We start from the raw sequence: 24,143 nt of genomic DNA, 5'->3' as shown, positions 1-24,143 counted from the left end.
ACATGCATGCTGAATTGATAATTGTCGCATGCACCGCCACGGCAGGGAATGCATGCACGCGATATTTTTTGCCATAAGGCAACATATCCACTATCGGCGCGCCGCTTTCGGCGTCTCCAGCATGTCGGCGCGCGGGCGGTCCCAGCCCGGCACGTAGGCGGGACATGGCCGGCCACGGAACTGCTGCAGCTCGACCGTGGTGAAATTGGGCAGCATGCCGGGATTGAAGCGCACGTCCGTCAGCTTGTCCGCATTCAACCTGGGCATGCGGGCAAAGCGGAACCAGGCATCGACATAGCAATTTTCCTCCTGCAAGGCGCGCAAGGCCGCCAGGCTGCCCGTCGCCTGCGCCGCCACGGCGATGCCGGGCGCCAGCTGCTGGCCCCGTTTGCCCGTCTCGACCAGGCCGGCCGGGCAGGCGGCGGGCGCCAGCGAGGCGGGCAGCAAGCTCAACGTGCCGCGCCGCAAGGTGTACACGTCCGTCTTGCTGTCGAGTGAAACATAGATCCAGCACAGCGGGTTGCTGGGGAAGGCGGTCATCGCCACATCCCACACGCGCGTGCCCGGGTCCAGCCGCTGCACGGCCGCCTCGACGCGGGCGCGGCCGATGGCCGAGGCCACGCCCTGCGTGCCGATGAAAGTGGCGGCCAGCGCGAACGCCAGCAGCAGAGGGCCGCGCCCCCGCTCGCCGGCGCGCGCCTGCAGCACGGCCAGGATCACGCCCAGCCCCAGCAAGACGGCCAGCGAGGCGGGTGCCAGATAGGTTTTATGGGTGAAGAAGCACAGGGCCGCCGTCAGCCCCGCCAGCAGCACGCTTTTGACGATGCCGTAGTGCAAGGACATGATCACGGGCACGCCCAGCAAGACCCAGAACATGGGCTCGACAATGAAGACCATGTCGCCATACAGCCAGCGGCTGTCGAACGGATAAAACGGGTGCAAGCCGTAGGAATTGAGGAAGTCCATGCCCATGTGCAGGCAAAAGCCCAGCAACAGGCAGGCGGCCAGGCCCACGCGCGCGGGCACGCTGTCCTTCAGCAGGCGGCGCGCGCCGGGCCACAGCAGCCACAGCAGGGCCAGCAGCAGCAGCGCCTGCGGCAAGGCCAGCAGCAAGGTATGCGTATGCCCCCGGTGGTGCAACATGTAGCCGAACGGGCGCGGCAGCAATCTGGTGAGCACCAGGTCCAGGTCCGGCGCATTGCTGGCAAACCAGGCCGTAAAGAGAAACAGCGCGCGCCGGGTGCGCTGTGCGGGGACCTGCGGCTCGGGCGGCAGGCTGCGGTGTACCAGTTCGCCGACCCCGAGGCCGATGACCGAATGCGTAATATTATCCATCGGGCAATTTTACAGGACGCCCGCCCCGGCGTGCGCTTGCGCTACAGCTTTTCCAGCTCCGGCCCGCGCATGCCGACCAGCAAGGCACGGCCATCGGGCATGACGCGGAACTCGCCAAAACGGGCCTTTTCCCAGCGCGCCGCCTCGCCTTCCTTGAAAAACCAGGCATCGCTGACCAGCACCCAGCGCCCGCCTTTCGGCGTCAGCTCGAGCAGGAATTCGTCGGGCGCCAGCGCCTCCTGGGTGTAGGGACGCAGCAGTTCGGCCACGCCGCGTGCATCGCGCCGGGCCACCACGAGCGGTCGCCCCGGCGCCCTTTCCACGCTGGCCAGCGTGGATAGGACACCGAGGTTGACGAAATTGAGGCGCATGTAGTCGCCCTGCATCAGCGAGCGGGGGTCGACCGGTTCCAGCGCCACGAAAATGGCGTCACCCTTGGCAATCAGCTGCTCTTTTTGCCAGATGCCGCCATTGACCACCAGCAGCACCAGCAGCAGGCCCGCCAAGGTGCCCAGGCGCACGGCGCGGCCTTTGGCGACGACGGCCGCCGGCTTGCTTTCCACCAGGTGCAGCACCTTGCCGCGCGTGGCCAGCCACGACAGCGCGCACAGGATGGCGCCGGCCATGGCCAGCAGCGCCGCCTTGCTGGCCAGCGGCCAGGCCAGCTGGTAATAAAAACTGCCGATGACCCACGCGGCCGCCAGGCCCGCCGCCACGGCCACGCGCGTGCGCCCGCTGGCCAGGCAATACGCGAGGATCAGCAAGACGGGGCCCAGGGCCGGCATGAACCACGCCAGCACGATCAGCACCAGCGCCACGCCGATGGCCGGCAACTGGCGCAGCGCCGGCCAGCGCCAGCCCATCCACGCGGCCGCCGCCATGGCCAGCACGAGCGAGACGCCGTTCAAGGCCCGCGCATACCAGGCGCCGGCCTGGTGGCTGCCCACTTCGCGCGCCACGTCGCTGGCAAAGCCGCTGCCCAAGGCACCGCCCAGCATGAAGGTCATGCCGGACCAGAAGACCAGGCCCAGCAAGATTGCCAATACCCACCCCGTCGACAGCGACTCCAGGAAGGCGGCGATGGGCGCGCCGCGGCCATCGTTGAACGCCTGTTTCTGCAGCCAGTGCACGCCCAGCCATAGTGCCAGGGCCAGCATCCAGGCCAGATACAGCTGCGTCGGGTCATTCTCGAAAATCCAGTCGCGCTGACTGTCGACGACGCCCAGTCCCAGCAAGCCGCAGGCGACCACGCCCAGCAGCACGCGCAGCCAGTCGCGCGGCAGGGCGGCGGCCACCAGCAGGCAAGCCAGGCACAGCAGCAAGGACGCCGTCTGCGTCGAATAGTCGCGGAACAGCGCATAGCCGAGCAAGCCGCCGCCCACCAGCAGGCACGGCACGGCCAGCTGCTCGACAAACAGGGCCACGCCGCGCGTGCGGATCAGCAGCACGGCCACCACCAGCACGATGGCGGCCACGACATACGCGCCGGGACCGTGGCGCACCACGCTTTCCAGGCCCACGCCGAGCGCCGCGATCAGGGGGATGGCGGCCAGCCAGGCGCCGAACGCCGTCATCAGCACCAGCGGCCACGGCCGCACGTCCTGCACGGGCCGCGTGGCGCCGGGCGGCAACAGGCCGGCGCGCGTGGCGTCGGCGATCAGGGTATCGAGCGCATCGGCGCGCTTGCTGTTCAGGCTGCTCATGCCGCCTCCTTGCGCGCGCGCCACAGGATGCCTTGCACGCTCAGCGCCAGCATGACGGCGGCCACCAGGCCCAGGATGACCAGGCTGCCCACTTCGCCGCCATTGCCGTTGAACAGCCAGTGCGCGAGGCCACCCACCAGCAGGGTGTTGATGCCGAGCGTGACGGCGCTGAGGCCGAATACGTCGGAAAATTTACTCATCGACAACAGGATGGCGGCGACGGCCAGCAAACCCAGCCCTGCCCAGTACGGCGACTCGATGGTGTTGCCGAACAGGGCAGTGACGGCCGAGCCCGTGATGAGGATGGTGAGCAGCACCAGGCCCAGGCGCAGGGCCCAGGAAGCGGCGCCCGTCCAGCGCGCCAGCAGGGGCGAAACGAAGGCGCAGGCCAGCAGCACGGCCAGCCAGCCGCCGACAAAGACAGGCAGGTCGGCCGACTCGACGCTCCAGCTGTGGCGCGTATGCGCCTGTATCCACAGGGTCGCCGCCGTCGACACGATCAGCATCCACGGCGTCCACAGCACGTCGCTGCGCGCCACCAGGCACAGCGGCAGCGCCAGCGCGGCCCACACGGCAAACAGTTGCCACGGATCGGCGCCCGTCTGGTAGGTCTGGCCAAAGTAGGCGAACAGGCCGCCGATGGCCAGCATGGCCACCAGCAGCAGCGGCACGCGCGCCTTCGGCACGGCAAACGCGGCCACGCAGGCGGCGGCAAACACGCCTTGCAGCAGGGCAAAGCGGCCCGTCCTGCCCAGCTCTTCCCAGTTGGCGGCGACCCAGAAGATCAGGCCCATGCCCAGCAGCGCGGCGCCCAGCACGGCCACGCCGCGCGGCAGCCAGTACGCCAGGCGCGCGGGTTCGCGCTGGAAACCGGCCACGTCCTGCAACTGCCGGGTTTGTTGGGCATCGAGCGCATGGCCCGAGGCGAGCTGGTACACGGCGAGGCGTAAATCCATCGTCTGCTTTCTGGTGGGGGTTCAATATGGGGAGGGAAGGGTCAGCGCTCGACGCTTATGCCGCGCCAGAAGGCCACGTGGCCGGCAATCTGCCGGGCGGCGTCCTTGGGCTGGGGGTAGTACCAGGCCGCGTTGGCATTGACGGCGCCATCGACGACGACGTCGTAATAGCTGGCCGTGCCCTTCCACGGGCAGACCGTCGTGTGGCTGCTCGGGCGCAGGTAGTCCTGCCTCACCGACGACAAGGGAAAATACACATTGTTTTCAACGACTTGCACCTGCGCATCGGCAGTTTGCGCGATGACGGCGCCATTCCAGCTGGCTGTTGGCATTTGACTATCCCCCTTCTCAGCGGAGTGTAGCCGAAATCGACCGCCATGGCGCGCGCCATTGGCCTCCGGATCAGGCGCTGGCGATGATCTGGCGCAAGGCTTGCTCGAACACTTCGGGCGGCTGGCCGCCGGAAATCAGGTGGCGCTCGTTGATGATGACGGCCGGCACGGAGTTGATGCCGTTTTGCTGATAGAACTGTTCCTGCGCGCGCACCTCGTCCGCGTAGGCGTTCGATGCCAGCACCTCGGCCGCTTTCGCCGTGTCCAGTCCCGCGTCGCCGGCCACTGTCAGCAGCACCGCGTGCGAGGACGGATTCTGGCCCTGCGTGAAATACGCATCGAACAGCGCCATCTTGAGTTCCTTCTGGCGCCCTTGCAGTGCGGCCCAGTGCAGCAGGCGGTGCGCATCGAAGGTGTTGTAGATGCGGCCGCGCTTGTCCATGGCAAAGGTAAAGCCCAGCTGCTCGCCGCGCGCGCGGATGGCTTCGCGCGATTGCGCCATCTGTTCCTCGGTGGAACCGTATTTGCGGGCGATGTGTTCGCCGATATCCTCGCCTTCGGCCGGCATGCTGGCATTCAGCTCGAAGGGCTGGAAGTGAATCTCGGCCTGGACGCTGTCCTGCAGATTGCCCAAGGCTTGCTCCAGCGATTTCAGGCCGATCACGCACCAGGGACAGGAGACGTCGGAGACGAAGTCGATACGGATGGGAGTGGGTGTGGCGGAGGTGGAACTCATGGTGGGCAGCCTTTGCGCGAGTCGGGGGCGGCCGCACCGCGCGGCGCCGCAAGCACAGCATATGCGTGCGGGCCGCCGGAAATCAAGCGCTTACTTCTTCTTGCCAGCGGCCTTGGCCGCGTCCTTCTTGCCGCCGATCTTGCTTTCCTTGCCAGCGAGCAAGTTGGCAATATTCTGGCTATGGCGGTAGGCCAGCAGCACGCTCATGACGACGACGGCCAGCAGGATGGGATCGACGCCGAACAGCAAGCCGTAGTAGAACGGCGCGAACAGGGCCGCCACCAGCGCCGCCAGCGAGGAATAGCGGAAGGCATAGGCGATGATCAGCCAGGTGGCCAGGGTGGCCAGGCCCAGCCATGGATGAATGCCCAGCAACACGCCAAGGGCCGTGGCCACGCCCTTGCCGCCGACGAAACGGAAGAAGACGGGCCACAGGTGGCCGAGGAAGACGGCGATGGCCACCAGCGCCACGGCCGTGTCGCCCACGCCCAGCGCACCGGCAAAATGGTCGGCCAGGAAGACGGCCAGCCAGCCCTTGGCGCCATCGCCCAGCAAGGTCATGACGGCGGCGCCCTTGTTGCCGCTGCGCAGCACGTTGGTGGCGCCCGGATTCTTCGAGCCATAGGTACGCGGATCGGCAATGCCGTAGACCTTGCTCATCACCACGGCAAACGATATCGAGCCGAGCAAGTAAGCGGCCACTGTCATTGCCACGGTTGTGATTACTGGATTCATTTCTTCCCTTTGTTGTATTTTTCACAGCAGCATAAGGCTGGCGCAGCAGAATATACACCAGCGCCCAGCCCAAGGACAGGGCGGCGCCCGGTTTTCTTGGAGTCTATCCCGTAGCGAGCGTCTTCTGCTGGCAGCGTATCAGGAGCGCGGACCAGGCGTGAGGAGGACGCGTGGCGAGCCAGGCGACGACGATCAACGCAGTCCCCGCTTCTGAGGGGCAGCAGCAGGGGAGATATTCATCTGCTGGGATAGGCTCTTAGTCTGCCAGGGCGCACTGCACCGGCTTGGCCTGGAGCAAGTCGAGCAATACCTGCGGCGCCAGCGAGACGAGGAAACCGCGCCGCCCGCCATTGATATAGATACGCTCGAGCGCCAGGATGGATTGCTCCACGTACACGGGCATGGCCTTCTTGGTGCCGAACGGCGAAGTGCCGCCGATCAGGTAGCCGGAATGGCGCTGCGCCACTTCGGGCTTGCACGGCTCGACGGACTTGCAGCCGATGCCACGCGCCAGGTTCTTGGTCGACACCTTGCAATCCCCATGCATGAGCACGATCATCGGCCGCGCCGCCTCGTCCTGCATCACGAGGGTCTTGATCACCGCATGCTCGGGCACGTTCAGCTCGCGCGCCGAGACGCTGGTGCCGCCGTGCTCTTCATACGGATACGGGTGTTCATCGAAGGAAACTTGATGCTTGCGCAGCATCTGCGTCGCCTGGGTTTCGGAAATATGCTCTTTTTTAGCCATGCGTGATACGCTGATCGTTCAGTGAGGAGTGCTAATTATGCAGGAAGAAATCCGCTTTGCCACATTCAATGTCTGCAACCTTGCCCCTGCCGGGGAGAAATTGTATGACAACCTGGAACCGTTGAGCCCGGCCCAATACGAGGCCAAGGCGCAGTGGACGGCGCGGCAGATCGACCTGCTCGATGCCGACGTGATCGGTTTCCAGGAAATCTTCTCGCAGGCGGCCCTGCGCGACGTGCTGTCGCGCACGCGCCACTATCGCGAAGCGGTGCTGGCCGGCTACGATGCGGTGGATGCCAGCGGCCGCATGCTGCCCACGGTGGCGCTCGTCTCGCGGCTGCCGCTGGCCGGCCCCGGTGTTGCCTATGCGAACTTTCCCGCCGGCGTCACCTTGCCGGCCGATGGCCAGGGCGCGGATGCGGACCCGTGCCGCTTTGCCCGCGCGCCCCTGCATGTGCAGCTCGTCTTGCCTGGAGGACAACTGACCGACGTGGTCGTCGTGCATCTGAAATCGCGCCGGCCCGACTACCGCCCAGACGACGCCGGCGACGCGCTGGCGTATGCGCTGGCCAACCTGCGTTCGCTGCAGCGGCGCGGCGCGGAAGCCGTGGCCCTGCGCGTGCTGGTGAGCGAACTGGGCCAAAGCGGCCGTCCGCGCATCGTGCTGGGCGACTTCAACGACATCGCCAATGCCGTCACCACGGCCATCGTCATGGGTGCCGGCGCGCCGTGCGAAGCGGCCGGCCACCTGCCCGAGATGCGCGCACGCCTGTACGACTGCAACGCCATCCAGCTGCGCCAGGATTACCTGCGCCACGTGGGCTACACGAATATCCACGACAGCGCCTACATGACGATCGACCACATCCTCGTCTCCGAACACTTCCACCCCGCCTCGCCGCGCGCCATCGGCGCCGTGCTCGACGTGATCTACCTGAACGACCATTTGCTGCTGGGCTTGCCGCCCGCGTCCGACCATGGCCAGGTCGTGGCGCGCATCAAGCTGCTGGGAAACATTCACTGATGCAATAACTAATGCAACAGCGCCGCCAGCGCGCTGCCAGCGACTTGCGCGCCGGCATGGCGTCCCTGGTACTGCTGGCAACCCTGCGCCCGCAGGTAGGCCAGCTGCTGCGCCGTTTCCACGCCTTCCGCGATCACCGTCAGCTGCAGTTCGCGCGCCATGGCGATGATGGTGGCGGCCACGGCGGTATCGGACTCGCCAGCCGCGCCGTCCGCGCCGGGCAGGAACGAGGGATCGATCTTCAGCTTGTCCACCGGGTAATGGCGCAGATTGGCCAGGCGCGAATAGCCGGTGCCGAAGTCGTCGATGGCCAGCCGCACGCCCAGCGCGCGCAGCTGCGCCAGCACGCCGGCCAGACGCGCGCCGCCCTTCATCAGCAGCGACTCCGTCACTTCCAGTTCCAGGCAGGCGGCCGGCAAGCCCGACGCCGCCAGCGCTTCCTGTACGCTGTGCACTAAATTATTGTGCAGGCATTGCGCCGCCGACAGATTCACGGAGACGCGCCACGCCTGGCCCGCGTCGTGCCAGGCCCGCGCGCGCAGGCAGGCGTGGCGCAGCACCCAGTTGCCGATCGACACCATCAATCCGCATTCCTCGGCCACGGCGAGAAAGCGCTCGGGCGGCAGCACGCCCAGCTGCGGGTGGCGCCAGCGCAACAGGGCTTCCGCCCCAACGATCTGGCCGCCGGCGACATCGAGGGCGGGCTGGAATTCCAGCGCAAACTCGTCGCTGCCCAGCGCCGCGCGCAAGCCCTGTTCGAGGCTGGCCCGCTCGAGGATTTGCGCATTCATTTCCGCATTAAAAAACTGGAAATTATTGCGTCCGCTTTCCTTGGCGTGGTACATGGCGATATCGGCGTTGTGCACCAGCGTGTCGATGCTGTCGCCATCGCTGGGAAAGATGGCCACGCCGATCGACACCGACACCTGCAACTCATACTCGCCCAACTGGTAGACCTGGGTCACGGCTTGCAGCAGGCTGGCCGCCACGTGCGCCGCCTGGTCGATGCCGCCCACCTCGGCCAGGATGATGACGAACTCGTCGCCGCCATGGCGGCTGACCGTGTCGACGCCGCGCACGCAGCGCACGAGGCGCCGCGCCACCTCCTTGAGCAGCAGGTCGCCCACGTGATGGCCCATGCTGTCGTTGATGTGCTTGAAGTGGTCGAGGTCCAGGTACAGGATGGCCAGCATGCTCAGCTTGCGCCGCGCGGCCGCCAGCGCCAGCGACAGCCGGTCCAGCAGCAGCACCCGGTTCGGCAGGTCGGTGAGGAAATCGTGTTCGGCCAGGTGGCGCGTGTGCTCCTCGGTTTTCTTGCGCTCGCTGATGTCGCTGAGGATGGCCATGTAGTTGCTGAGCTGCCCCTGCGTATCGCGGATGGCCGTCAGCGACAGCCAGGCCGGGTAGCGCTGCCCCTCCTTGCGCTGGGCCAGGATGTCGCCCTGCCAATAGCCATTCGTATCGACCTCTTCCCACACGTGGGCAAAGAACGCCAGTTCATCCGGTTCGGCGCGGTGCATGGCAAACGGCTTGCCCAGCATGTCGTCCAGGCTGAAGCCGCTGATCTCGCTGTACGCGGGATTCATGCTGACAACGCGTTGCTGCGGGTCCATCACGACGATTGCTTCCCGTGCGTGCTCGACCACCTGCGCCGACAGGTACAGGGCCCGCTCGGCCAGTTTGCGGGAAGAAATATCGCGGATCACGGCATAGAACAGATAGGTATGGTCGAGCGTGACGGAAGTAAGCAGCACTTCGCCCCAGAACAATTCCCCCAGGCAAGTTTGATACTGCCAGTCATAGCGCCAGTTGCCGTGGGCATGGGCCTGCGCCGCCAGTTGCGTGCCGCGCAGGGACGACAAGGCGCCATCGGGCTGGCGCAAGGGCGAGAAATCGCTGAGACGCCGTCCCAGCAGGCGTGGCCGCTCCTCGCATTGAAACAGGGCGATGGCGGCCGGGTTGGCTTCGGCGATATGCTCGTCGCGCAGCAGCACGATGGCGTCGGCCGACTTGTCGTACAACTGGCGGAAATTATCCCCCATCAGCAACAGCGCGCCCTGCCCCGCGCCATCCTGGCCGCTGGCCGTGATGTCGACATCGATGCACACCACTTGCCGCACGCGCCCGGCCACGATGACGGGAAACGCGGTGGAACAGATGCAGCGCGGCGCCACCCCGTTGCTACCGAGACGCCACAGGCGGGCCGTGCGCGCCTTGCCGCTATGCCAGACGGCGTCCAGTTCCGCATGGCCATCGGCGTCCTGGCCGGCGCCTTCCGGCATGGCCGTGGCCACGCTGCTCCACGGCTGGCCCAGGGCCAGCTCGGCCGGCACTCCATACAGGCGCGCCGCGCCCGCGCTCCAGTAGCACACGATGCCATCGCGGTCGATGCCGCGCACGGCCATGCCGGGCGCCTGCTCGACGGCGGCAACGGCGATGGACAGCAAGTCCAGCGCCTTGCCGGCCGCTCCCGTGTCCGGTGCGGCAGCGGCCAGCAAACGGCCCGGCGACGGGACGGCTCCGACAATCCGTTCAGACATCAGGCCCCCCGTTGCGCGGCCGTGCCGCAACCGGCGGGCACCCTGGCCTGTCCGGTGGCACAACCATCATGGCCATTCTTGCGCGCCGGCGAATCGGCTCATTGAGGATGCTCAAGCATCGTGGCATGCCGCTGCCGGCGCCGCCGCCGCGCCCGGTGCCTCTGGCGCCCGTTTTCTGCATTTCATCCCCGTTTTTGTGCAATCTGTCGCACGGCGATGGCGGGCGCACTTGTATCTTCATAAAGTAGCAACATGCGTATCGCCGTGAACGACCGCAGCGGCAGGCGTGCTGCCTGCGGCCGCCACGGCGATACGCTACCCGAATTCCCCCGGCCCGCCGCAGGCCGGCCGCAACGAGACCTGGCGCCCGACCCTTGCGCCGCCTCCATACGAAAACACCATGAAAAACGAGACTTTGCCACCGGCCTCCCCCCTTGCAGCCCCGCGTCGTCGCCGCTGGCGCACCCCCGTGCTGATCCTGGTCGTGCTGGGCCTGGCCGGCGGCGGCTGGACCGTGATGCAAACGAGACAACAAGCGGCCAAGGTGGCCGAGTTGCAGGCGAGCAAGAAAAAACAACAGGACAAGACGCCCGTGCACGAACTGGCGCAGGGCGACGTGGCCGCCATCGATGCGCGCGCGCTCGCCGTGAGCTTGCCCCTGTCGGGTTCGCTGGCGCCGCTGACGCAAGCCACCATCAAGGCCAAGGTCTCCGGCGTGATCCACGAAACCACCTTGCAGGAGGGCCAGAGCGTGGCCGCCGGGCAAATTCTCGTGCGCCTGGACGCGGCCGACCAGCGCGCCCGCCTGACGCAGCAGCAAGCCATGCTCGACGAGGCGCAGGCGCGCCTGTCGATGGCAGCCAAGAACGAAAACAATAGCCAGGCCCTGCTCAAGCAGAAATACATTTCGCAGACGGCTTACGACACGACACAGAATTCCGTCGACCTGGCGCGCGCCGGCGTCAAATCCAACGCCGCCATGGTCGACATCGCCCGCATCGCGCTGGCCGACACGGTGATCCGCGCGCCCATGGCCGGCATCGTCAGCAAGCGCCACGTGCAGGCCGGCGAAAAGGTCTCGCCCGACATGCCCGTCTACACCATCGTCAACCTGGCGCAGCTGACCCTGGAAGCGCCCGTGCCCAGCGCGGAAATCCCGCGCATCAAACTGGGCCAGGACGTGCACTTCAAGGTCGACGGCTTCGGCGCGCGCGACTTCGCCGGCAAGGTCACGCGCATCAACCCCACCACCGAGAGCGGCTCGCGCGCCATGCTCGTCTACATCGCCGTCGACAATGGCGATGGCGCGCTGCGCGGCGGCATGTTCGCCAAGGGCAGCATCGTCACCGAACGCTCATCCGTGGCGCCGCTGGTGCCGCTGGCGGCCGTGCGCAATGAAAAGCAGGGCCCGGTCGTGTATGCGCTGGTCAACAACAAGGTGGTCGCCCAACCCGTCACCCTGGGCCTGCGCAACGAAGATGAAGGCTATGCGGAAGTGACGTCGGGCCTGGTGCCGGGCGCGAAAGTCATCGTCGCCAGGCTCGATGGCGTGAAACCGGGCCACGGCGTGACCTTTGCCGGGGCGCCCGCCGCTCCCGCCGCACAGCCGGCCGTGCTGGCGCGGAAGGATTAAGCCATGTGGATGACCAAAGTCAGCATACAGAACCCCGTCTTCGCCACCATGGTCATGGTGGCGCTGGTGGTGCTGGGCGTGTTTTCCTACCGCGGCCTGGGCGTGGAAAGCATGCCCAGCGTGCAGTTCCCGTTCGCCGCCATTGAAGTGAACTACCCGGGCGCCTCGCCCGAAGCCGTGGAAAACGACATCACGCGCCCCATCGAGGACGCCGTCAACACCGTCAGCGGCATCAAGACCATCCGCGCCAACTCGTGGGAAGGACGCGCCGGCGTCTACCTGGAATTCGAGCTGTCGACGAATATGGACAAGGCCATGCAGGACTTGCGCGACAAGGTGGCGCTGGTGCGCCCACGCTTCCCGAAGGAAGCCAAGGACCCGTTCATCGCGCGTGCCGAGGGCGACAACGAGCGCCCCATCGCCACCATCGTGCTGACCTCCACCGGGCATGACCTGCGTTCGCTGTCGACCATGACGGAGCAGATCATCAGCAAGCGCTTCCAGGGCGTGGCCGGCGTGGGGCAAGTCAAGCTGCGCGGCCTGCGCGCGCGCCAGATCCTCATCAGCATGAAGCCGATCGAACTCAATGCCCAGGGCATCGGCGTCGATGAAGTGATCCGCGCCATCCAGGCCACGAATACCAATTTGCCGGCCGGCTCCATCAGCCATGGCGCGGCCGAACAGCTGGTGCGCGTGGAAGGCAAGATCAAGGATGCGCGCGAATTCGGCAAGATCATCGTGGCGCGCCGCGCCAGCGGTCCCGTCTACCTGGACCAGGTGGCCAGCGTCGTCGACGGCGAGCAGGAAGAACTGTCGATCTCGCGCATGAACGGCCAGCAGGCCGTGACCATGGAAATCACCAAGGTGCAGGACGCCAACGTGGTGGAAGTGGGCACCGGCATCCTGAAAGTGGCGGCCGACCTGCAAAAGACGCTGCCGCCCGATATCACCCTGCGCGTGCTGGACGACGAATCGGAGCGCGTGCAAAGCCAGCTCAATAACGTCAAGCGCACCATCATCGAAGGCGCCGTGCTGACGATGGTGATCGTCTTCCTGTTCCTGCATTCGTGGCGCTCGACCATCATCACCGGATTGACCCTGCCGATCTCCGTGCTGGCCAGCTTCATCGCCATGAAGGCCTTCGGCTTCACCCTGAACTTCCTGACGCTGATGGCGCTGTCGCTGTGCATCGGCCTGCTGATCGACGACGCCATCGTCGTGCGCGAAAACATCGTGCGCCACCTGGGCATGGGCAAGAGCCACTACAAGGCGGCCAACGACGGCACCAATGAAATCGGCCTGGCCGTGATGGCCACCACGTTTGCCATCGTCGCCGTGTTCGTGCCGGTGGCCTTCATGGACGGCATCATCGGCCGCTTCTTCCTGCAGTTCGGCATCACCGTGGCCGTCGCCGTGCTGGTGTCGCTGTTCGTCAGCTTCACGCTCGACCCGATGCTGTCGTCCGTCTGGCGCGACCCCGTCAAGGACCGCTTCAAGTATGCGCCATGGCTGGGCCGCTTCATGGCCTGGATCGAGACCGGCATCGACCGCCTGCACGTCTGGTATGGCAAGGTGCTCGGCATCGCCCTGCGCTGGCGCAAGACCACGCTGGCCACGGCCGTGGCCCTGTTCGCGGGCAGCCTGATGCTCGTGCCGATGATAGGCGGCGAGATGTTCCCCGAGACGGACCAGGGCTGGGTCAACCTGCGCTTCAAGACGCCCGTCGGCTCCAGCCTCGAATACACGGATTCCAAGGTGCGCCAGGTGGAAGCGGCCCTGAAGGAATTTCCCGAAATCGACAGCCTGGTGGCCAATATCGGCACGCCCGATGGACGCAATGCGGCCGAAGTCAACCTGAAGCTGACGGACATCAAGACGCACAAGCGCCGCTCGCAGCAGGAACTGGAAAGGCTGATCCGCGAACGCCTGGCGCCGATCGCCGGCATCACCCTGTCCGTCGGCAACCGCCCCATCTTCATCGCCATCCTCGGCACGGACGAAGGCAAGCTCGATGAAGTGGCGCACCGCCTGATGGACAAGATGCGCACCATCAAGGGTCTGGCCGACATGGAATACAGCCAGGAAGGCGCCAATCCGTCGACCACGGTGAAGATCAATAATGAACTGGCCAGCGACCTGGGATTGTCGGTGCAGCAGATCGGCGCCGCCCTGCGCCCATTCGTGGCGGGCGACACGGTCAGCCACTGGCTGGCGTCCGACGGGCAGAACTACGACGTCAACGTGCAGCTGCCCAAGTCGGGCCGGCAGAAGGTGGCCGACCTGGCCGACCTGTCGCTGGCGTCCAGCAAGCTCGATGCGAACGGCAAGCCGGTGATGATCCCGCTGCGCCAGGTGGTGGAATTCGTGCCGTCGTCCAGCCCGCAAGTGCTGAAGCGCCAGGCCTTGCAGCGCCGCGTGGCCATCTATGCCGGCGTGCAGGGCCGTCCTGCCGGCGACGTCGACGCCGACGTGCAGAAAGCAATCAAGTCGATCGACCTGCCGCCCGGCGTGCGTTTCGACGTGGCCGGCAATGCGCAGCAGATGGCCGAAACCATGGGCGGCGCCATGATGGCGCTGGGTATCGCCGTGATCTTCATCTACCTGGTGCTGGCGTCGCAGTTCGGCAGCTTCCTGCAGCCGGTCGCCATCATGGTGTCGCTGCCGCTCTCCCTGATCGGCGTGCTGCTGGCCCTCCTGATCACGGGCAGCACCCTGAACATCTTCTCCGTGATCGGCTTCATCATGCTGATGGGCCTGGTCACCAAGAATGCGATCCTGCTGGTGGACTTCACCAACCAGCGCCAGCGCGAAGGCCTGGGCCAGTTCGCCGCGCTGATGGAAGCGGGCCAGGTACGCCTGCGCCCCATCCTGATGACGACCCTGGCGATGGTCTTCGGCATGCTGCCGATGGCCATCGGCATGGGCGACGGCGGCGAATCGCAGGCGCCGATGGGGCGCGCCGTCATCGGCGGCGTCATCACCTCGACGCTATTGACGCTGGTGGTGGTGCCCGTCGCCTACACCTACCTCGACAGCCTGGGCAAGCGCGCCGCGCGCTTCTTCGGCGGCGGCGACGCGCATGCGCACACGGATGCGCATGCCGACGACGCCAAGGCGCCCGCCGGCGCCGCCCACTGATCTTCCCGCCGGTCGCCTTCACCGTCCCCGCATTGGCGGGGACGACGCGGCGGTTTCCTGAAGAGAGCTTCAGTTGACCAAAACGCCCCCACTGGCTAGACTGTCCCCGTTATCAATTGTATGGAGTGACTCGTGGGTGCTTGTTCCAGTGACAGTAGTCGATTGACCATCGGCGATCGGCCTTAGGCAAGACGCGCGCATTCCGCCCGCCCTGCCCTCGGCAAGGTGCGGTTTTACCAGCGACGAGTCACCCTCGCCGCCACTCCCCTCCTCATCGTTCCACCGTTATCGCCTGCTGCCCCCTTTTCGGGCGGATTGACTTCGCCTGTGCACTCGCCTGTTCCTCCCCAGCCGGGAGAAACTGATGGTGGTATTTGACTTTGCGCTGCGCGTTGCCGCGGCATTGACCCTGGGCGCCATGATCGGCGCCGAACGCCAGCTGCGCCAGCGCATGGCGGGCCTGCGCACGAATGCGCTGGTGTCCGTCGGCGCCTCGCTGTTCGTGATGGTTTCCGTGCTCGAAGGCGATACCTCGGGCCACATGCGCATCGCCGCGCAGGTGGTGTCGGGCATCGGTTTCCTGGGCGCCGGCGTGATCATGCGCGAGGGCATGACGGTGCGCGGCCTGAACACGGCCGCGACGCTGTGGTGCTCGGCCGCCATCGGCATCCTGTGCGGCCTGGGATTTGCCCTCGAAGCGGCCATCGGCACGGCGTTTGTGCTGATCGCCAACCTGGTGCTGCGCCACCTGGCCCAGCGCATCAACGCGCACGGCAGCGCGGCCGGCATCGAGACGGAAAGCATCTACCGCGTCACGGCCGTGTGCGAAGCGGAGCAGGAAGTCCAGGTGCGCAACCTGATGCTGCGCATGATCAGCGGCATGCCGGCGCTGATGCTGCAATCCTTGCACAGCGAGGATGCGCCGCAGGCCGGGCGCATCGAAGTGCGCGCCGACCTGCTCACGCCCCTGTCCAGCCTGGGACTGCTGGAGCAGATCGTCAGCCAGGTCAGCCTGGAAGGCAGCGTCTCGGCCGTGCGCTGGGCGCTGGTCAACAACGCGGAATTTGTCGCCGAACGGGGAGTGTGATGATGAAAAAATTCTTCCATTGGTTTGCCAGGCGCGCGCCTGTCGTGGCCACCTACCGCCTGACCGTCACCTGCCCCGCGGCGCAGGCCGACCACGTGGTGCGCCTGCTGCTGGCCGAACTGAAAGGCGCGGGCCTGGCGCCGTCGCAGGTGCTGCGCAGCTGGGACGCGGGCAGGCAGATGGTGCGGCTGATCGCCATGGTGCTGTGCCAGGCCGTGCAGCGCGCCGTGCTGGTGCGCTTCGTCAACCGCGCGGGCGCCTGGCCGCAGGTGCGGCAGGTGCGCTGGGAAGGCGTACCGACCTCAACCTGAGGCGGGCAGGCGCATGGTAAACAGGGCGCCGCCGCCGGCGCGGTTCTGCGCCTCGATGCGCCCGCCATACGCATGCACGATGGCTTGCGACAGGGCCAGGCCGAGGCCGAAACCGGGCGCTTCGCCCGCGCGCGCCTGCGCGCCACGGTAAAAGCGTTCGAACAGATGCGGCAAGTCTTCCACGCCGATGCCCGGTCCCGCATCGGCCACGCTGACCAGCACGTCGCCACCGTCGCGCGACACCTGCAGGGTAATGACGCTGTCGGGCGGCGAAAACTTCACGGCGTTGTCGAGCAGATTGGCCAGCACCAGGTCGACGGGGCCGGCCGCCACGCGCGCGTGCACGGGCGCGCCATCGTCGAGCGCGAGGCGGATGCCGCGCTGCGCTGCCGCCTTTTCCAGCCGTTGCGCCGCCGCGCGCAGCAGCGGATTGAGGTGCACCGATTCCACCGCATTGCGTTCCTGCCCCGCATCGAGGCGCGTGAGCATCAGCAATTCTTCCACCAGGGTCGTCAGGCGCTGCACTTCGTCGAGGCAGGACGCCAGCGCGTCGACATACTCGGGCGACTCGCGCGGACGGCGCAAGGTGATTTCGATTTCCGTGCGCAGGCGCGACAGGGGCGAACGCAACTCGTGCGAGGCGTCGGCCGTGAAGCGCCGTTGCGCATCGTAGCCGTGTTCCAGGCGGTCCAGCATGGCGTTCAGGGTATCGACCAGGCGGCCGATTTCGTCCGGCGTGCCCGGATGCGGCAGGCGCTGGTGCAGGCTGGCCTCGCCGATGGAGCGCGCCTGCAGCACCACGTCGTCGATGGCGCCCAGCACGCGGCGCGTGAGCATCTCGCCGGCCAGTCCCACGGCGGCCAGCAGCGCCAGCGCCATCGCGCCAAACAGCAAGGTGGCCGAGGCCAGCACGTGATTGGCGTCGTCGAGCGAACCGGCCACCTGCACCGACAGGCGCGCGCCGGACGAGGGCACGGGCATCGAGACCATGCGCAGCGGCTCCTCGCCGAACTTGGGCAAGGTTTCAAAAACGGTCTCGCCGGCCGCCAGGCGCGCCAGCAGGGCGGGCGGCGCCGGCAGCCGCGCCGCTTCCAGGTTGCGGCTGCGCGCCAGCACGCGGCCTTCGCCATCGATGATCTGCACCAGGCGGTCGAGCCGCATCAATGACGGCGGCGCCAGGCCCGGCGCCACCTCGTGCACGCTGACGGGCTGGCGCGGCGCGGCCGGCAGCATTGCCATCTCCGTCTCGCCCAGCGCCAGCAGGGCCGCGTCAAGCTGGCCGTGCACGGCGCGCGACAGGCCCCAGTAGCCGGCCAGCGCGGTGCAGGCGACGATGGCGAGGATGACGGCCAGGTGCACCAGCAGCAGGCGCTTGCGAAAGCTAGCCACCGCTGTTTTCCGCCAGGCGGAAGCCGCGTCCGCGCACCGTGTGGATCAATTGCGGCAGACCCGGCGCATCGACCTTGCCCCGCAGGTTGCGCACGTGGACGTCGATCAGGTTATCGATGCCGATCAGGTCCGCCTGCCAGATCTGCTCGGCCAGGCGCGCACGGCTGACCACTTCGCCCGCCTGACGCAGCAGGATCAATAAAATCGCGTATTCCTTGGGCGTCAGTACCAGCGGCGCGCCGCCCCGCGTCGCCTGGTGGCTGACGGGGTCGAGCGTCAGGTCGGCCAGCGCCAGCACCAGCGGCCGGCTGATGTCGGAGCGGCGCAGCAGCGCGCGGATGCGCGCCAGCAGTTCCTCGAATTCGAAGGGCTTGGTCAGGTAATCGTCGGCGCCCGTGTTCAGACCCGCCACGCGGTCGGCCGTGGCGTCGCGCGCCGTGAGCATCAGCACCGGCGTCTGGATGCCACGCGCGCGCAAGTCGCGGCAGAAATCGATGCCCTGCTTGCCCGGCAACATCCAGTCCAGCACGATCACGTCGTAATCGACGGCGTAGCTTTCCTCCTCGCCCTCTTCCGCGCTGTGCGCCACGTCGACGACGAAGCCTTCCTCCTGCAAGCCGCGCGCCAGCAGCCGCGCCGCCTTGCGGTCGTCTTCCACCAAGAGAATTCTCATGCTGGCCTTTCCCATTGCATACGTTTTGCCACGTTTTTCATGCTGGCATTCTACCGCGCCACGCCGCGCGCGCACCGAACCTGAAGAATGATTCAGGCATTCTTGGGCGCTTCTTCAGGACGCCCTTGCTATGCTTTTCCGGCGCTGTTGTGACGCTGCCGTCTTGACGCTGTCCGCGCCACCTGCGCCCCCTCTGATCGCCCGCCTGGGCATGGCATCCACGCATGCCGCTACCACCACCAACAACAAGGAAATACGGGATGAACACGACCACCCACAACGCCCTGGGCGCCTGCTGCGCGCTCGCCGTGGCCCTCAGCTGCTCGGCCCTCGCCGGCTGCGCCAGGCCGACGCCAGCGGCCTCGCCGCCTGCCCCATCGCGCCACCTCGATGATGGCAGCATCGAAGTCGGCAAACTGTCGCCGCTGCGCCAGCGCCTGCAGATCGCCCCCGCGCAGGAACAGGATATCGCCACGCAGACGGACGCGCCGGGCAGCATCGAAGCGATGCCGGAAAAGCTGGTGAAAATCACGCCGCCCCTGGCCGGGCGCATCACGCGCCTGCAGCGCGCGCTGGGCGACAGCGTAAAGGCGGGCGACCCGCTGTTCACGCTCGATTCGGCGGAACTGAGCGCTGCCTATGCGGACGACAGCAAGGCCAGGTCCGCCCTGCTGCAGGCGCGCCAGGAACTGGAGCGCCAGAAAACGCTGTTCGAGGCGCAGATCGCCGCGCGCAAGGAATACGAATCGGCCCAGGCCACCTACGAGCAGGCCGGCAGCGATGCGCAAGCGAGCGCCGACAAGCTGGCGCAGTACGGCGCCGGCGGGCGCGGTTCGCGCCGCGACTACGTGCTGCGCTCGCCCATTGCCGGCACCGTGATCGCCATGGACGGCGCCCAGGGCGGCTACTGGAACGATATCAACGCGCCCGTCATGACGGTGGCCGACCTGTCCACCGTGTGGCTGTCGGCCAACGTGAGCGAGAAGGACCTGGCGCAGGTGGCCGTGGGACAGCAGGCCCGCATCACGCTCGACGCCTGGCCCGGCAAACACTTCGAGGGCAAGGTCGCCTATGTGGGTGCCGTGCTCGATGCGGAAACGCGCACGGTGAAGGTCCGCGTTTCCATCGACAACCGCAGCGGCGCCTTCAAGCCGGGCATGTTCGCCCACGCGGGGTTTGCCGGCGCTTCGCGCCGCGCCATCGTCGTGCCGGCGGCCGCCGTGCTGCAAAGCGGGCTGTCGACGCGGGTGATGGTCGAACGCGGCCCGCTGCGCTTCGAGCCACGCGTGGTGCAGGTCGGCGCCAGCCATGGCGAGCAGGTGGAAATCGTCGCGGGACTCAAGGCGGGCGAACGCATCGTCGTCAAGGAAGGAGTGCTGCTCAATGATTGACCGTTTCATCGCCACCTGCTGCCAGCGGCGCGGCATCGTCTGGCTCGTGCTGCTGTTCGTCACCGCCTACGGCATCTACAGCTGGAAACAGCTGCCCATCGAGGCCTACCCCGACATCGCCGACGTCACCTCGCAGATCGTCACGCAGGTGCCGGGCCTGGGCGCGGAGGAAATCGAGCAGCAGATCACGATACCGCTCGAGCGCGCCCTGCTCGGCACGCCCGGCATGCATGTGCTGCGCACGCGCAGCCTGTTCGCGCTGTCGCTGATCACGGTGGTGTTCGAGGATGGCAGCGACGGCTACTTCACGCGCGAGCGGCTGCAGGAGCGGCTCGCCAGCGTCAACCTGCCGTACGACGCCAAGCCGGGGCTCGATCCCTACACCTCGCCGACGGGCGAAATCTATCGCTACACGCTGGAATCGAAAAGCCGCAGCCTGCGCGAACTGTCCGAACTGCAGTTCTGGACCGTGATACCGCGCCTGCAGCAGGTGCGCGGCGTGGCCGACGTCAGCAATTTCGGCGGACTGACCACGCAATTCATGCTGGAGCTCGATCCCGCAAAACTCGACAGCTACGGTTTCTCGCTGGCGCAGGTCAAGGATGCCATCAACGCCAACAACATCAGCGGCGGCGGCAGCGTCATCGACCGCGGCCAGCAATCGTACGTGGTGCGCGGCGTGGGCCTGCTGCACTCGCTCGACGACATGGGCAACGTCGTCGTCAGCAGCAAGAACGGCGTGCCCGTGCTGGTGAAAGACCTCGGCAAGCTCGCCTACGGCAACGTGGAGCGGCGTGGCATCCTCGGCAAGGACGGCAACCCCGACACCATCGAGGGCATCACCCTGCTGCTGAAGGATTTCAACCCGTCCGAGGCGCTGGCCGGCATCCATGCGGCCGTGGACGACTTGAACGGCAATCTGCTGCCGCAGGACGTGAAGGTCGTGCCCTACCTGGACCGCAGCTCGCTGATCGACGCCACCCTGCACACGGTCGGGTTCACGCTGGGCGAGGGCATGCTGCTCGTCGCCCTGGTGCTGCTGCTGTTCCTGGGCAGCCCGCGCGCGGCCGCCATCGTCGCGCTGACGATCCCGCTGGCCCTGCTGATGGCCTTCATCTTCATGCACCACTTTAAAATTCCCGCCAACCTGCTATCGCTGGGCGCCATCGACTTCGGCATCCTCGTCGACGGTTCGGTGGTGGTGCTGGAAAACATACTGCGCCGCCGCGAACGCGAGCAGCAGCGCCCCCTCGCGCTGCAGGACGCCATCGAAGCCACCCTGCAGGTGGCGCGCCCCATCCTGTTCGGCATGGCCGTCATCATCGCCGCGTATTTGCCCCTGTTCGCCTTCCAGCGCATCGAATACAAGCTGTTCTCGCCGATGGCGTATGCGGTCGGCGCGGCGCTCGTGGGCGCGCTGGTGGTGGCGCTGGTGCTGATACCGGGCCTGGCCTGGCTGGCCTTCCGCAAGCCGCGCCGCATGTTCCACAACCGCGCGCTGGAAGCGCTGGCGGCGCTGTATGCGCGCTTCCTCGAGCGCATGGTGGGCAGAAAGCGCTGGGTGGCGGCAGTCTGCGCGGGATCGCTGGCGGCCCTGGCCATCCTGGGCGGCAGCATCGGACGCGATTTCCTGCCCTATCTCGACGAGGGGTCCTTGTGGCTGCAGGTACAGATGCCGCCCGGCATCACGCTGGAGAAGGCCTCCGAGATGGCCAGCGAACTGCGCCGCGCCGCGCTGGAGTTCCCGGAAGTGTCGACCATCGTCACGCAGACGGGGCGCAACGACGACGGCACAGACTACTGGACGCCGTCGCACATCGAAGCGAGCGTGGGCCTGCATCCGTATAAAAGCTGGAAATCGGGCATGAGCAAGCAGCAGCTGATCGCCAGAATGAACGAACGCTTCGCGCGCATGCCCGGCTACACGGTGGCCTTCATGCAGCCGATGATCGACGGCGTGCAGGATAAATTGTCGGGCGCGCACAGCGACCTGACGGTGAAAATCTTCGGCAACGACCTCGATGAGGTGCGCCGCATCGCCGGCAAGGTGGCGCACGTATTGAAAGGCGTCCCTGGCGCTTCCGACGTGGCGGTGGATGTGGAGCCGCCGCTGCCCAACCTGAAGGTGGAGCTGGACAGGGCGAAGGCGGCGCGCTACGGCATCAACGCGGCCGACGTGGCCGACCTGATTTCCACCGGCATCGGCGGCGCGCCCATCGGCCAGGTCTACGTGGGCGAAAAAAGCTACGACATCGCCGTGCGCTTCCCGCCCGCCGTGCGCTCCAGCCCGGACGCCATCGCCAGTCTGATGCTGACGGCCGCGAACGGCGCCAGGGTGCCGCTGGCGCAGGTGGCCAGCATCAGCACCACCTCGGGCGAAAGCGTGATCGTGCGCGAAATGGGACGGCGCCACATCATCGTGCGCCTGAATGCCCGCGGACGCGACCTGGCCGGTTTCCTGGCCGAGGCGCGCCCGCTGGTGGCGCAGGCCGTGGCCGGCGAGCACCAGCGCATCGGCGTCGAGTGGGGCGGCCAGTTCGAAAACCTGCAGCGCGCGCAAAGCCGCCTGGCGCTGATCCTGCCGATGACCCTGGGCGCCATGTTCCTGCTGCTGTTTGGCCAGTTCCGCAACCTGCGCCAGCCGGCGCTGGTGCTGCTGGCCGTGCCGCTGGCCATGCTGGGCGGCCTGGCCGCGCTGCACCTGCGCGGCATGACGCTGAATGTATCGAGCGCCGTCGGCTTCATCGCCCTGTTCGGCGTGGCCGTGCTCAATGCCGTGCTGATGCTGGCGCAGATCAACCGCCTGCGCGCCGAGGAAGGAAAAAGCCTGCGCGAGGCCGTGCTCGAAGGCGCGCGCGACCGCATGCGCCCCGTGCTGATGACGGCAACCGTGGCGGCCCTGGGCCTGACGCCGGCCATGCTGGCCACGGGCCTGGGCAGCGACGTGCAGCGCCCGCTGGCCACCGTGGTGGTGGGCGGCCTGGTGACGGCCACGGCCCTGACCCTGCTGCTGTTGCCGGCCCTGTATTACCTGATCGAGGCGTATGTAGCAAAGCGCCGGACGCAAACGGAAGGAAAGACCCATGACACGCATTAACTGGATATTCGCGGGCTTGCTGATCTCGCCCGCGCTGGGCGCCACGCCCCTGACCTTCGAGACCTACCTGACTGCCGTGGAGAGCAGCAGCCTGGAACTGCAGGCGCAGCAGGAGAGCATCGGTTCGGCCAAAGCCGGCATCGGCATTGCCGGCCTGCGTCCCGATCCCGAATTCACGCTGGGCGCCGCGCGCGAGACCGTGCGCGCGCTGCCGCACCGTCCCGTCACCTGGACGCCAGCCATCAGCATGGCCATCGAGACGGGCGGCAAGCGCGCCGCGCGCTTGAAAGCCGCGTACAGCAATGTCGTGCTGGCCGAGGAAACGGTGGCCGGCTTCAGAAACGCCCTGTATGCGACGGCGGCGACGGCGTTCACGGAAGCGTGCCGCACGCGCGACGTCCTGCTGCGCAAGGAGCAGACCATGGCGGCGCTGTCGAAGGTGGTGGCAGCGAATGACGTCAGGCTGAAGTCGGGCGACGTGGGCGGCATCGAGCTGCTGCAATCGCGCGTGGAACGCGACCAGTTCCAGGCCGAGCTGGAACTGGCGCGCAGCGAGGCGCAAAGCGCCATGCTGAACCTGTCGCCGCCGCTGGGGCGCCAGTTCGGCAGCCTGTTCCCGCAAGCGCAACTGGCCTGCGACTTTGCCGCGTATGCCGGCGGCGACGCCAGTGCGCTGGTGCCGCAGGCGCTCAACGCCCGCAGCGACATGCGCATCGCCCGCGCCACGCTGGACAATCTGCGCGATGGCGCGGCGCTGGTGCGCGCCAACCGCGCCGTCGACCCGACGGTGACGCTGGGCCTCTCGGCCGCGCGCGGCTACCGCGACGGCATCGACGGCAATGGCGATGCCGTCGATGGCGCGCCCCGCTCGCGCGCGCTCTCCATCTCGCTGGCCATCCCGATCCCGCTGTCGCGGCGCGACAAGGGCGACGTGGTGCAGGCGGAAGCGGGCGTGACGCAGGCGATGCTGGCCTTGCGCCAGGCGGAACTGACAGCGGAGACGCAAGTGCGCACGGCGCAGCTGCAATGGCGTTCGGCGCAGGAACGGCTGGCGCGCTACCGCGACGGCGTGCTGCAGGACGCGCAAAAGGTGGTGGACGGCATGCGCCTGTCCTACTTCAGCGGCAATGCCTCGCTGCTGGAATGGCTGGCGGCGCAACGCTCGGCCGACGATGCCTGGCAGGGCTACCTGCAGGCGCGCGCCGATGCCGCCATCGCCAGCACGCAGCTGCAACTGGCCATCGGCCAGCGGCCGGCGTTATAGCAAGGGGAAGGTAAAACGCGAGGATACCGGCGCGGCGATGATGCCGCGCCG

Annotated in this window: 18 protein-coding genes; 8 read left to right on the top strand and 10 right to left on the bottom strand. The window is 67.1% G+C overall.

What is annotated here, in order from left to right:
• Nucleotides 1–90: 90 nt before the first annotated feature.
• The 7 genes from O0880_RS03025 to ybaK form a co-directional block, all read right to left on the bottom strand.
• Nucleotides 91–1,335, bottom strand: coding sequence for a metal-dependent hydrolase (locus O0880_RS03025; protein WP_289884949.1), 1,245 nt, complete (start codon nt 1,333–1,335; stop codon nt 91–93).
• 41 nt (nt 1,336–1,376) lie between these two features.
• Nucleotides 1,377–3,038, bottom strand: coding sequence for a GDYXXLXY domain-containing protein (locus O0880_RS03020; RefSeq protein ID WP_289884947.1), 1,662 nt, complete (start codon nt 3,036–3,038; stop codon nt 1,377–1,379).
• A complete protein-coding gene (locus O0880_RS03015) occupies nt 3,035–3,994 on the bottom strand; it encodes a DUF2157 domain-containing protein (RefSeq protein ID WP_289884946.1) in 960 nt (319 codons plus the stop codon). Before O0880_RS03015 ends, O0880_RS03020 begins: the two co-directional genes overlap by 4 nt.
• A 41-nt stretch (nt 3,995–4,035) precedes the next feature.
• The gene (locus O0880_RS03010) at nt 4,036–4,326 is read right to left on the bottom strand and encodes a DUF427 domain-containing protein (protein ID WP_071322122.1); all 291 of its coding nucleotides are present in this window, start codon (nt 4,324–4,326) and stop codon (nt 4,036–4,038) included.
• Nucleotides 4,327–4,396: 70 nt separating this feature from the next.
• A complete protein-coding gene (locus tag O0880_RS03005; protein WP_289884945.1) occupies nt 4,397–5,062 on the bottom strand; it encodes a DsbA family oxidoreductase in 666 nt (221 codons plus the stop codon).
• 90 nt (nt 5,063–5,152) lie between these two features.
• Entirely contained in the window at nt 5,153–5,797 is a 645-nt protein-coding gene (plsY, locus tag O0880_RS03000; protein WP_289884944.1) for a glycerol-3-phosphate 1-O-acyltransferase PlsY, read from the bottom strand.
• A 256-nt stretch (nt 5,798–6,053) separates the two neighbouring features.
• A complete protein-coding gene (gene ybaK / locus O0880_RS02995) occupies nt 6,054–6,545 on the bottom strand; it encodes a Cys-tRNA(Pro) deacylase (RefSeq protein ID WP_071322119.1) in 492 nt (163 codons plus the stop codon).
• A 37-nt stretch (nt 6,546–6,582) separates the two neighbouring features.
• Here ybaK and O0880_RS02990 point away from each other — a divergent pair, with 37 nt between their 5' ends.
• Nucleotides 6,583–7,569 carry an endonuclease/exonuclease/phosphatase family protein gene (locus tag O0880_RS02990; RefSeq protein WP_289884943.1) on the top strand — a complete coding sequence of 329 codons (987 nt, stop codon included), beginning with the start codon at nt 6,583–6,585 and terminating at the stop codon, nt 7,567–7,569.
• 8 nt (nt 7,570–7,577) lie between these two features.
• On the opposite strand, the gene O0880_RS02985 is transcribed toward O0880_RS02990, so the two are convergent.
• Nucleotides 7,578–10,109, bottom strand: a complete 2,532-nt coding sequence (locus O0880_RS02985; RefSeq protein WP_289884942.1) for an EAL domain-containing protein — start codon at nt 10,107–10,109, stop codon at nt 7,578–7,580.
• A 400-nt stretch (nt 10,110–10,509) separates the two neighbouring features.
• Between O0880_RS02985 and O0880_RS02980 the strand changes: the two genes are divergently transcribed.
• The 4 genes from O0880_RS02980 to O0880_RS02965 all read left to right on the top strand — a co-directional run bounded on the left by O0880_RS02980 (nt 10,510) and on the right by O0880_RS02965 (nt 16,278).
• Nucleotides 10,510–11,742, top strand: coding sequence for an efflux RND transporter periplasmic adaptor subunit (locus O0880_RS02980; protein WP_289884941.1), 1,233 nt, complete (start codon nt 10,510–10,512; stop codon nt 11,740–11,742).
• 3 nt (nt 11,743–11,745) lie between these two features.
• Entirely contained in the window at nt 11,746–14,880 is a 3,135-nt protein-coding gene (locus O0880_RS02975; RefSeq protein ID WP_071322116.1) for an efflux RND transporter permease subunit, read from the top strand.
• A gap of 364 nt (nt 14,881–15,244) precedes the next feature.
• Nucleotides 15,245–15,967 carry an MgtC/SapB family protein gene (locus O0880_RS02970; protein ID WP_354669878.1) on the top strand — a complete coding sequence of 241 codons (723 nt, stop codon included), beginning with the start codon at nt 15,245–15,247 and terminating at the stop codon, nt 15,965–15,967.
• Complete coding sequence (locus O0880_RS02965) at nt 15,967–16,278, top strand: hypothetical protein (protein ID WP_289884940.1); 312 nt, start codon at nt 15,967–15,969, stop codon at nt 16,276–16,278. Before O0880_RS02970 ends, O0880_RS02965 begins: the two co-directional genes overlap by 1 nt.
• On the opposite strand, the gene O0880_RS02960 is transcribed toward O0880_RS02965, so the two are convergent.
• The gene (locus O0880_RS02960; protein ID WP_071322113.1) at nt 16,270–17,667 is read right to left on the bottom strand and encodes an ATP-binding protein; all 1,398 of its coding nucleotides are present in this window, start codon (nt 17,665–17,667) and stop codon (nt 16,270–16,272) included. The genes O0880_RS02965 and O0880_RS02960 overlap by 9 nt on opposite strands.
• On the bottom strand, nt 17,660–18,340 hold the full coding sequence (locus tag O0880_RS02955; RefSeq protein WP_071326223.1) for a response regulator transcription factor: 681 nt from the start codon (nt 18,338–18,340) through the stop codon (nt 17,660–17,662). The genes O0880_RS02960 and O0880_RS02955 overlap by 8 nt, the downstream gene beginning before the upstream one ends.
• A gap of 260 nt (nt 18,341–18,600) precedes the next feature.
• On the opposite strand from O0880_RS02955, the gene O0880_RS02950 reads away from it, so the two are divergent.
• Genes O0880_RS02950 through O0880_RS02940 form a run of 3 tightly spaced genes read left to right on the top strand, consistent with a single transcriptional unit; the run spans nt 18,601 to nt 24,092 of the window.
• Nucleotides 18,601–19,731 carry an efflux RND transporter periplasmic adaptor subunit gene (locus tag O0880_RS02950; protein ID WP_289884937.1) on the top strand — a complete coding sequence of 377 codons (1,131 nt, stop codon included), beginning with the start codon at nt 18,601–18,603 and terminating at the stop codon, nt 19,729–19,731.
• Nucleotides 19,724–22,828, top strand: coding sequence for a CusA/CzcA family heavy metal efflux RND transporter (locus tag O0880_RS02945; protein ID WP_289884936.1), 3,105 nt, complete (start codon nt 19,724–19,726; stop codon nt 22,826–22,828). The genes O0880_RS02950 and O0880_RS02945 overlap by 8 nt, the downstream gene beginning before the upstream one ends.
• Nucleotides 22,815–24,092 (top strand): TolC family protein, encoded by a 1,278-nt coding sequence (locus O0880_RS02940; protein WP_289884934.1) that lies wholly within the window; start codon nt 22,815–22,817, stop codon nt 24,090–24,092. Before O0880_RS02945 ends, O0880_RS02940 begins: the two co-directional genes overlap by 14 nt.
• Nucleotides 24,093–24,143 lie beyond the last annotated feature (51 nt).

It is taken from the genome of Janthinobacterium sp. SUN118 (assembly GCF_030397695.1).
Classification (GTDB): domain Bacteria; phylum Pseudomonadota; class Gammaproteobacteria; order Burkholderiales; family Burkholderiaceae_D; genus Janthinobacterium.
Note: the sequence above shows the minus strand (reverse complement) of the source record. Positions and strands in the feature narration are given on the sequence as shown.

Coding starts and splice junctions, on each gene's coding strand:
- O0880_RS03025 (WP_289884949.1), bottom strand. CDS start 1,335: ATGGATAATATTACGCATTCGGTCATCGGCCTCGGGGTCGGCGAACTG.
- O0880_RS03020 (WP_289884947.1), bottom strand. CDS start 3,038: ATGAGCAGCCTGAACAGCAAGCGCGCCGATGCGCTCGATACCCTGATC.
- O0880_RS03015 (WP_289884946.1), bottom strand. CDS start 3,994: ATGGATTTACGCCTCGCCGTGTACCAGCTCGCCTCGGGCCATGCGCTC.
- O0880_RS03010 (WP_071322122.1), bottom strand. CDS start 4,326: ATGCCAACAGCCAGCTGGAATGGCGCCGTCATCGCGCAAACTGCCGAT.
- O0880_RS03005 (WP_289884945.1), bottom strand. CDS start 5,062: ATGAGTTCCACCTCCGCCACACCCACTCCCATCCGTATCGACTTCGTC.
- plsY (WP_289884944.1), bottom strand. CDS start 5,797: ATGAATCCAGTAATCACAACCGTGGCAATGACAGTGGCCGCTTACTTG.
- ybaK (WP_071322119.1), bottom strand. CDS start 6,545: ATGGCTAAAAAAGAGCATATTTCCGAAACCCAGGCGACGCAGATGCTG.
- O0880_RS02990 (WP_289884943.1), top strand. CDS start 6,583: ATGCAGGAAGAAATCCGCTTTGCCACATTCAATGTCTGCAACCTTGCC.
- O0880_RS02985 (WP_289884942.1), bottom strand. CDS start 10,109: ATGTCTGAACGGATTGTCGGAGCCGTCCCGTCGCCGGGCCGTTTGCTG.
- O0880_RS02980 (WP_289884941.1), top strand. CDS start 10,510: ATGAAAAACGAGACTTTGCCACCGGCCTCCCCCCTTGCAGCCCCGCGT.
- O0880_RS02975 (WP_071322116.1), top strand. CDS start 11,746: ATGTGGATGACCAAAGTCAGCATACAGAACCCCGTCTTCGCCACCATG.
- O0880_RS02970 (WP_354669878.1), top strand. CDS start 15,245: ATGGTGGTATTTGACTTTGCGCTGCGCGTTGCCGCGGCATTGACCCTG.
- O0880_RS02965 (WP_289884940.1), top strand. CDS start 15,967: ATGATGAAAAAATTCTTCCATTGGTTTGCCAGGCGCGCGCCTGTCGTG.
- O0880_RS02955 (WP_071326223.1), bottom strand. CDS start 18,340: ATGAGAATTCTCTTGGTGGAAGACGACCGCAAGGCGGCGCGGCTGCTG.
- O0880_RS02950 (WP_289884937.1), top strand. CDS start 18,601: ATGAACACGACCACCCACAACGCCCTGGGCGCCTGCTGCGCGCTCGCC.
- O0880_RS02945 (WP_289884936.1), top strand. CDS start 19,724: ATGATTGACCGTTTCATCGCCACCTGCTGCCAGCGGCGCGGCATCGTC.
- O0880_RS02940 (WP_289884934.1), top strand. CDS start 22,815: ATGACACGCATTAACTGGATATTCGCGGGCTTGCTGATCTCGCCCGCG.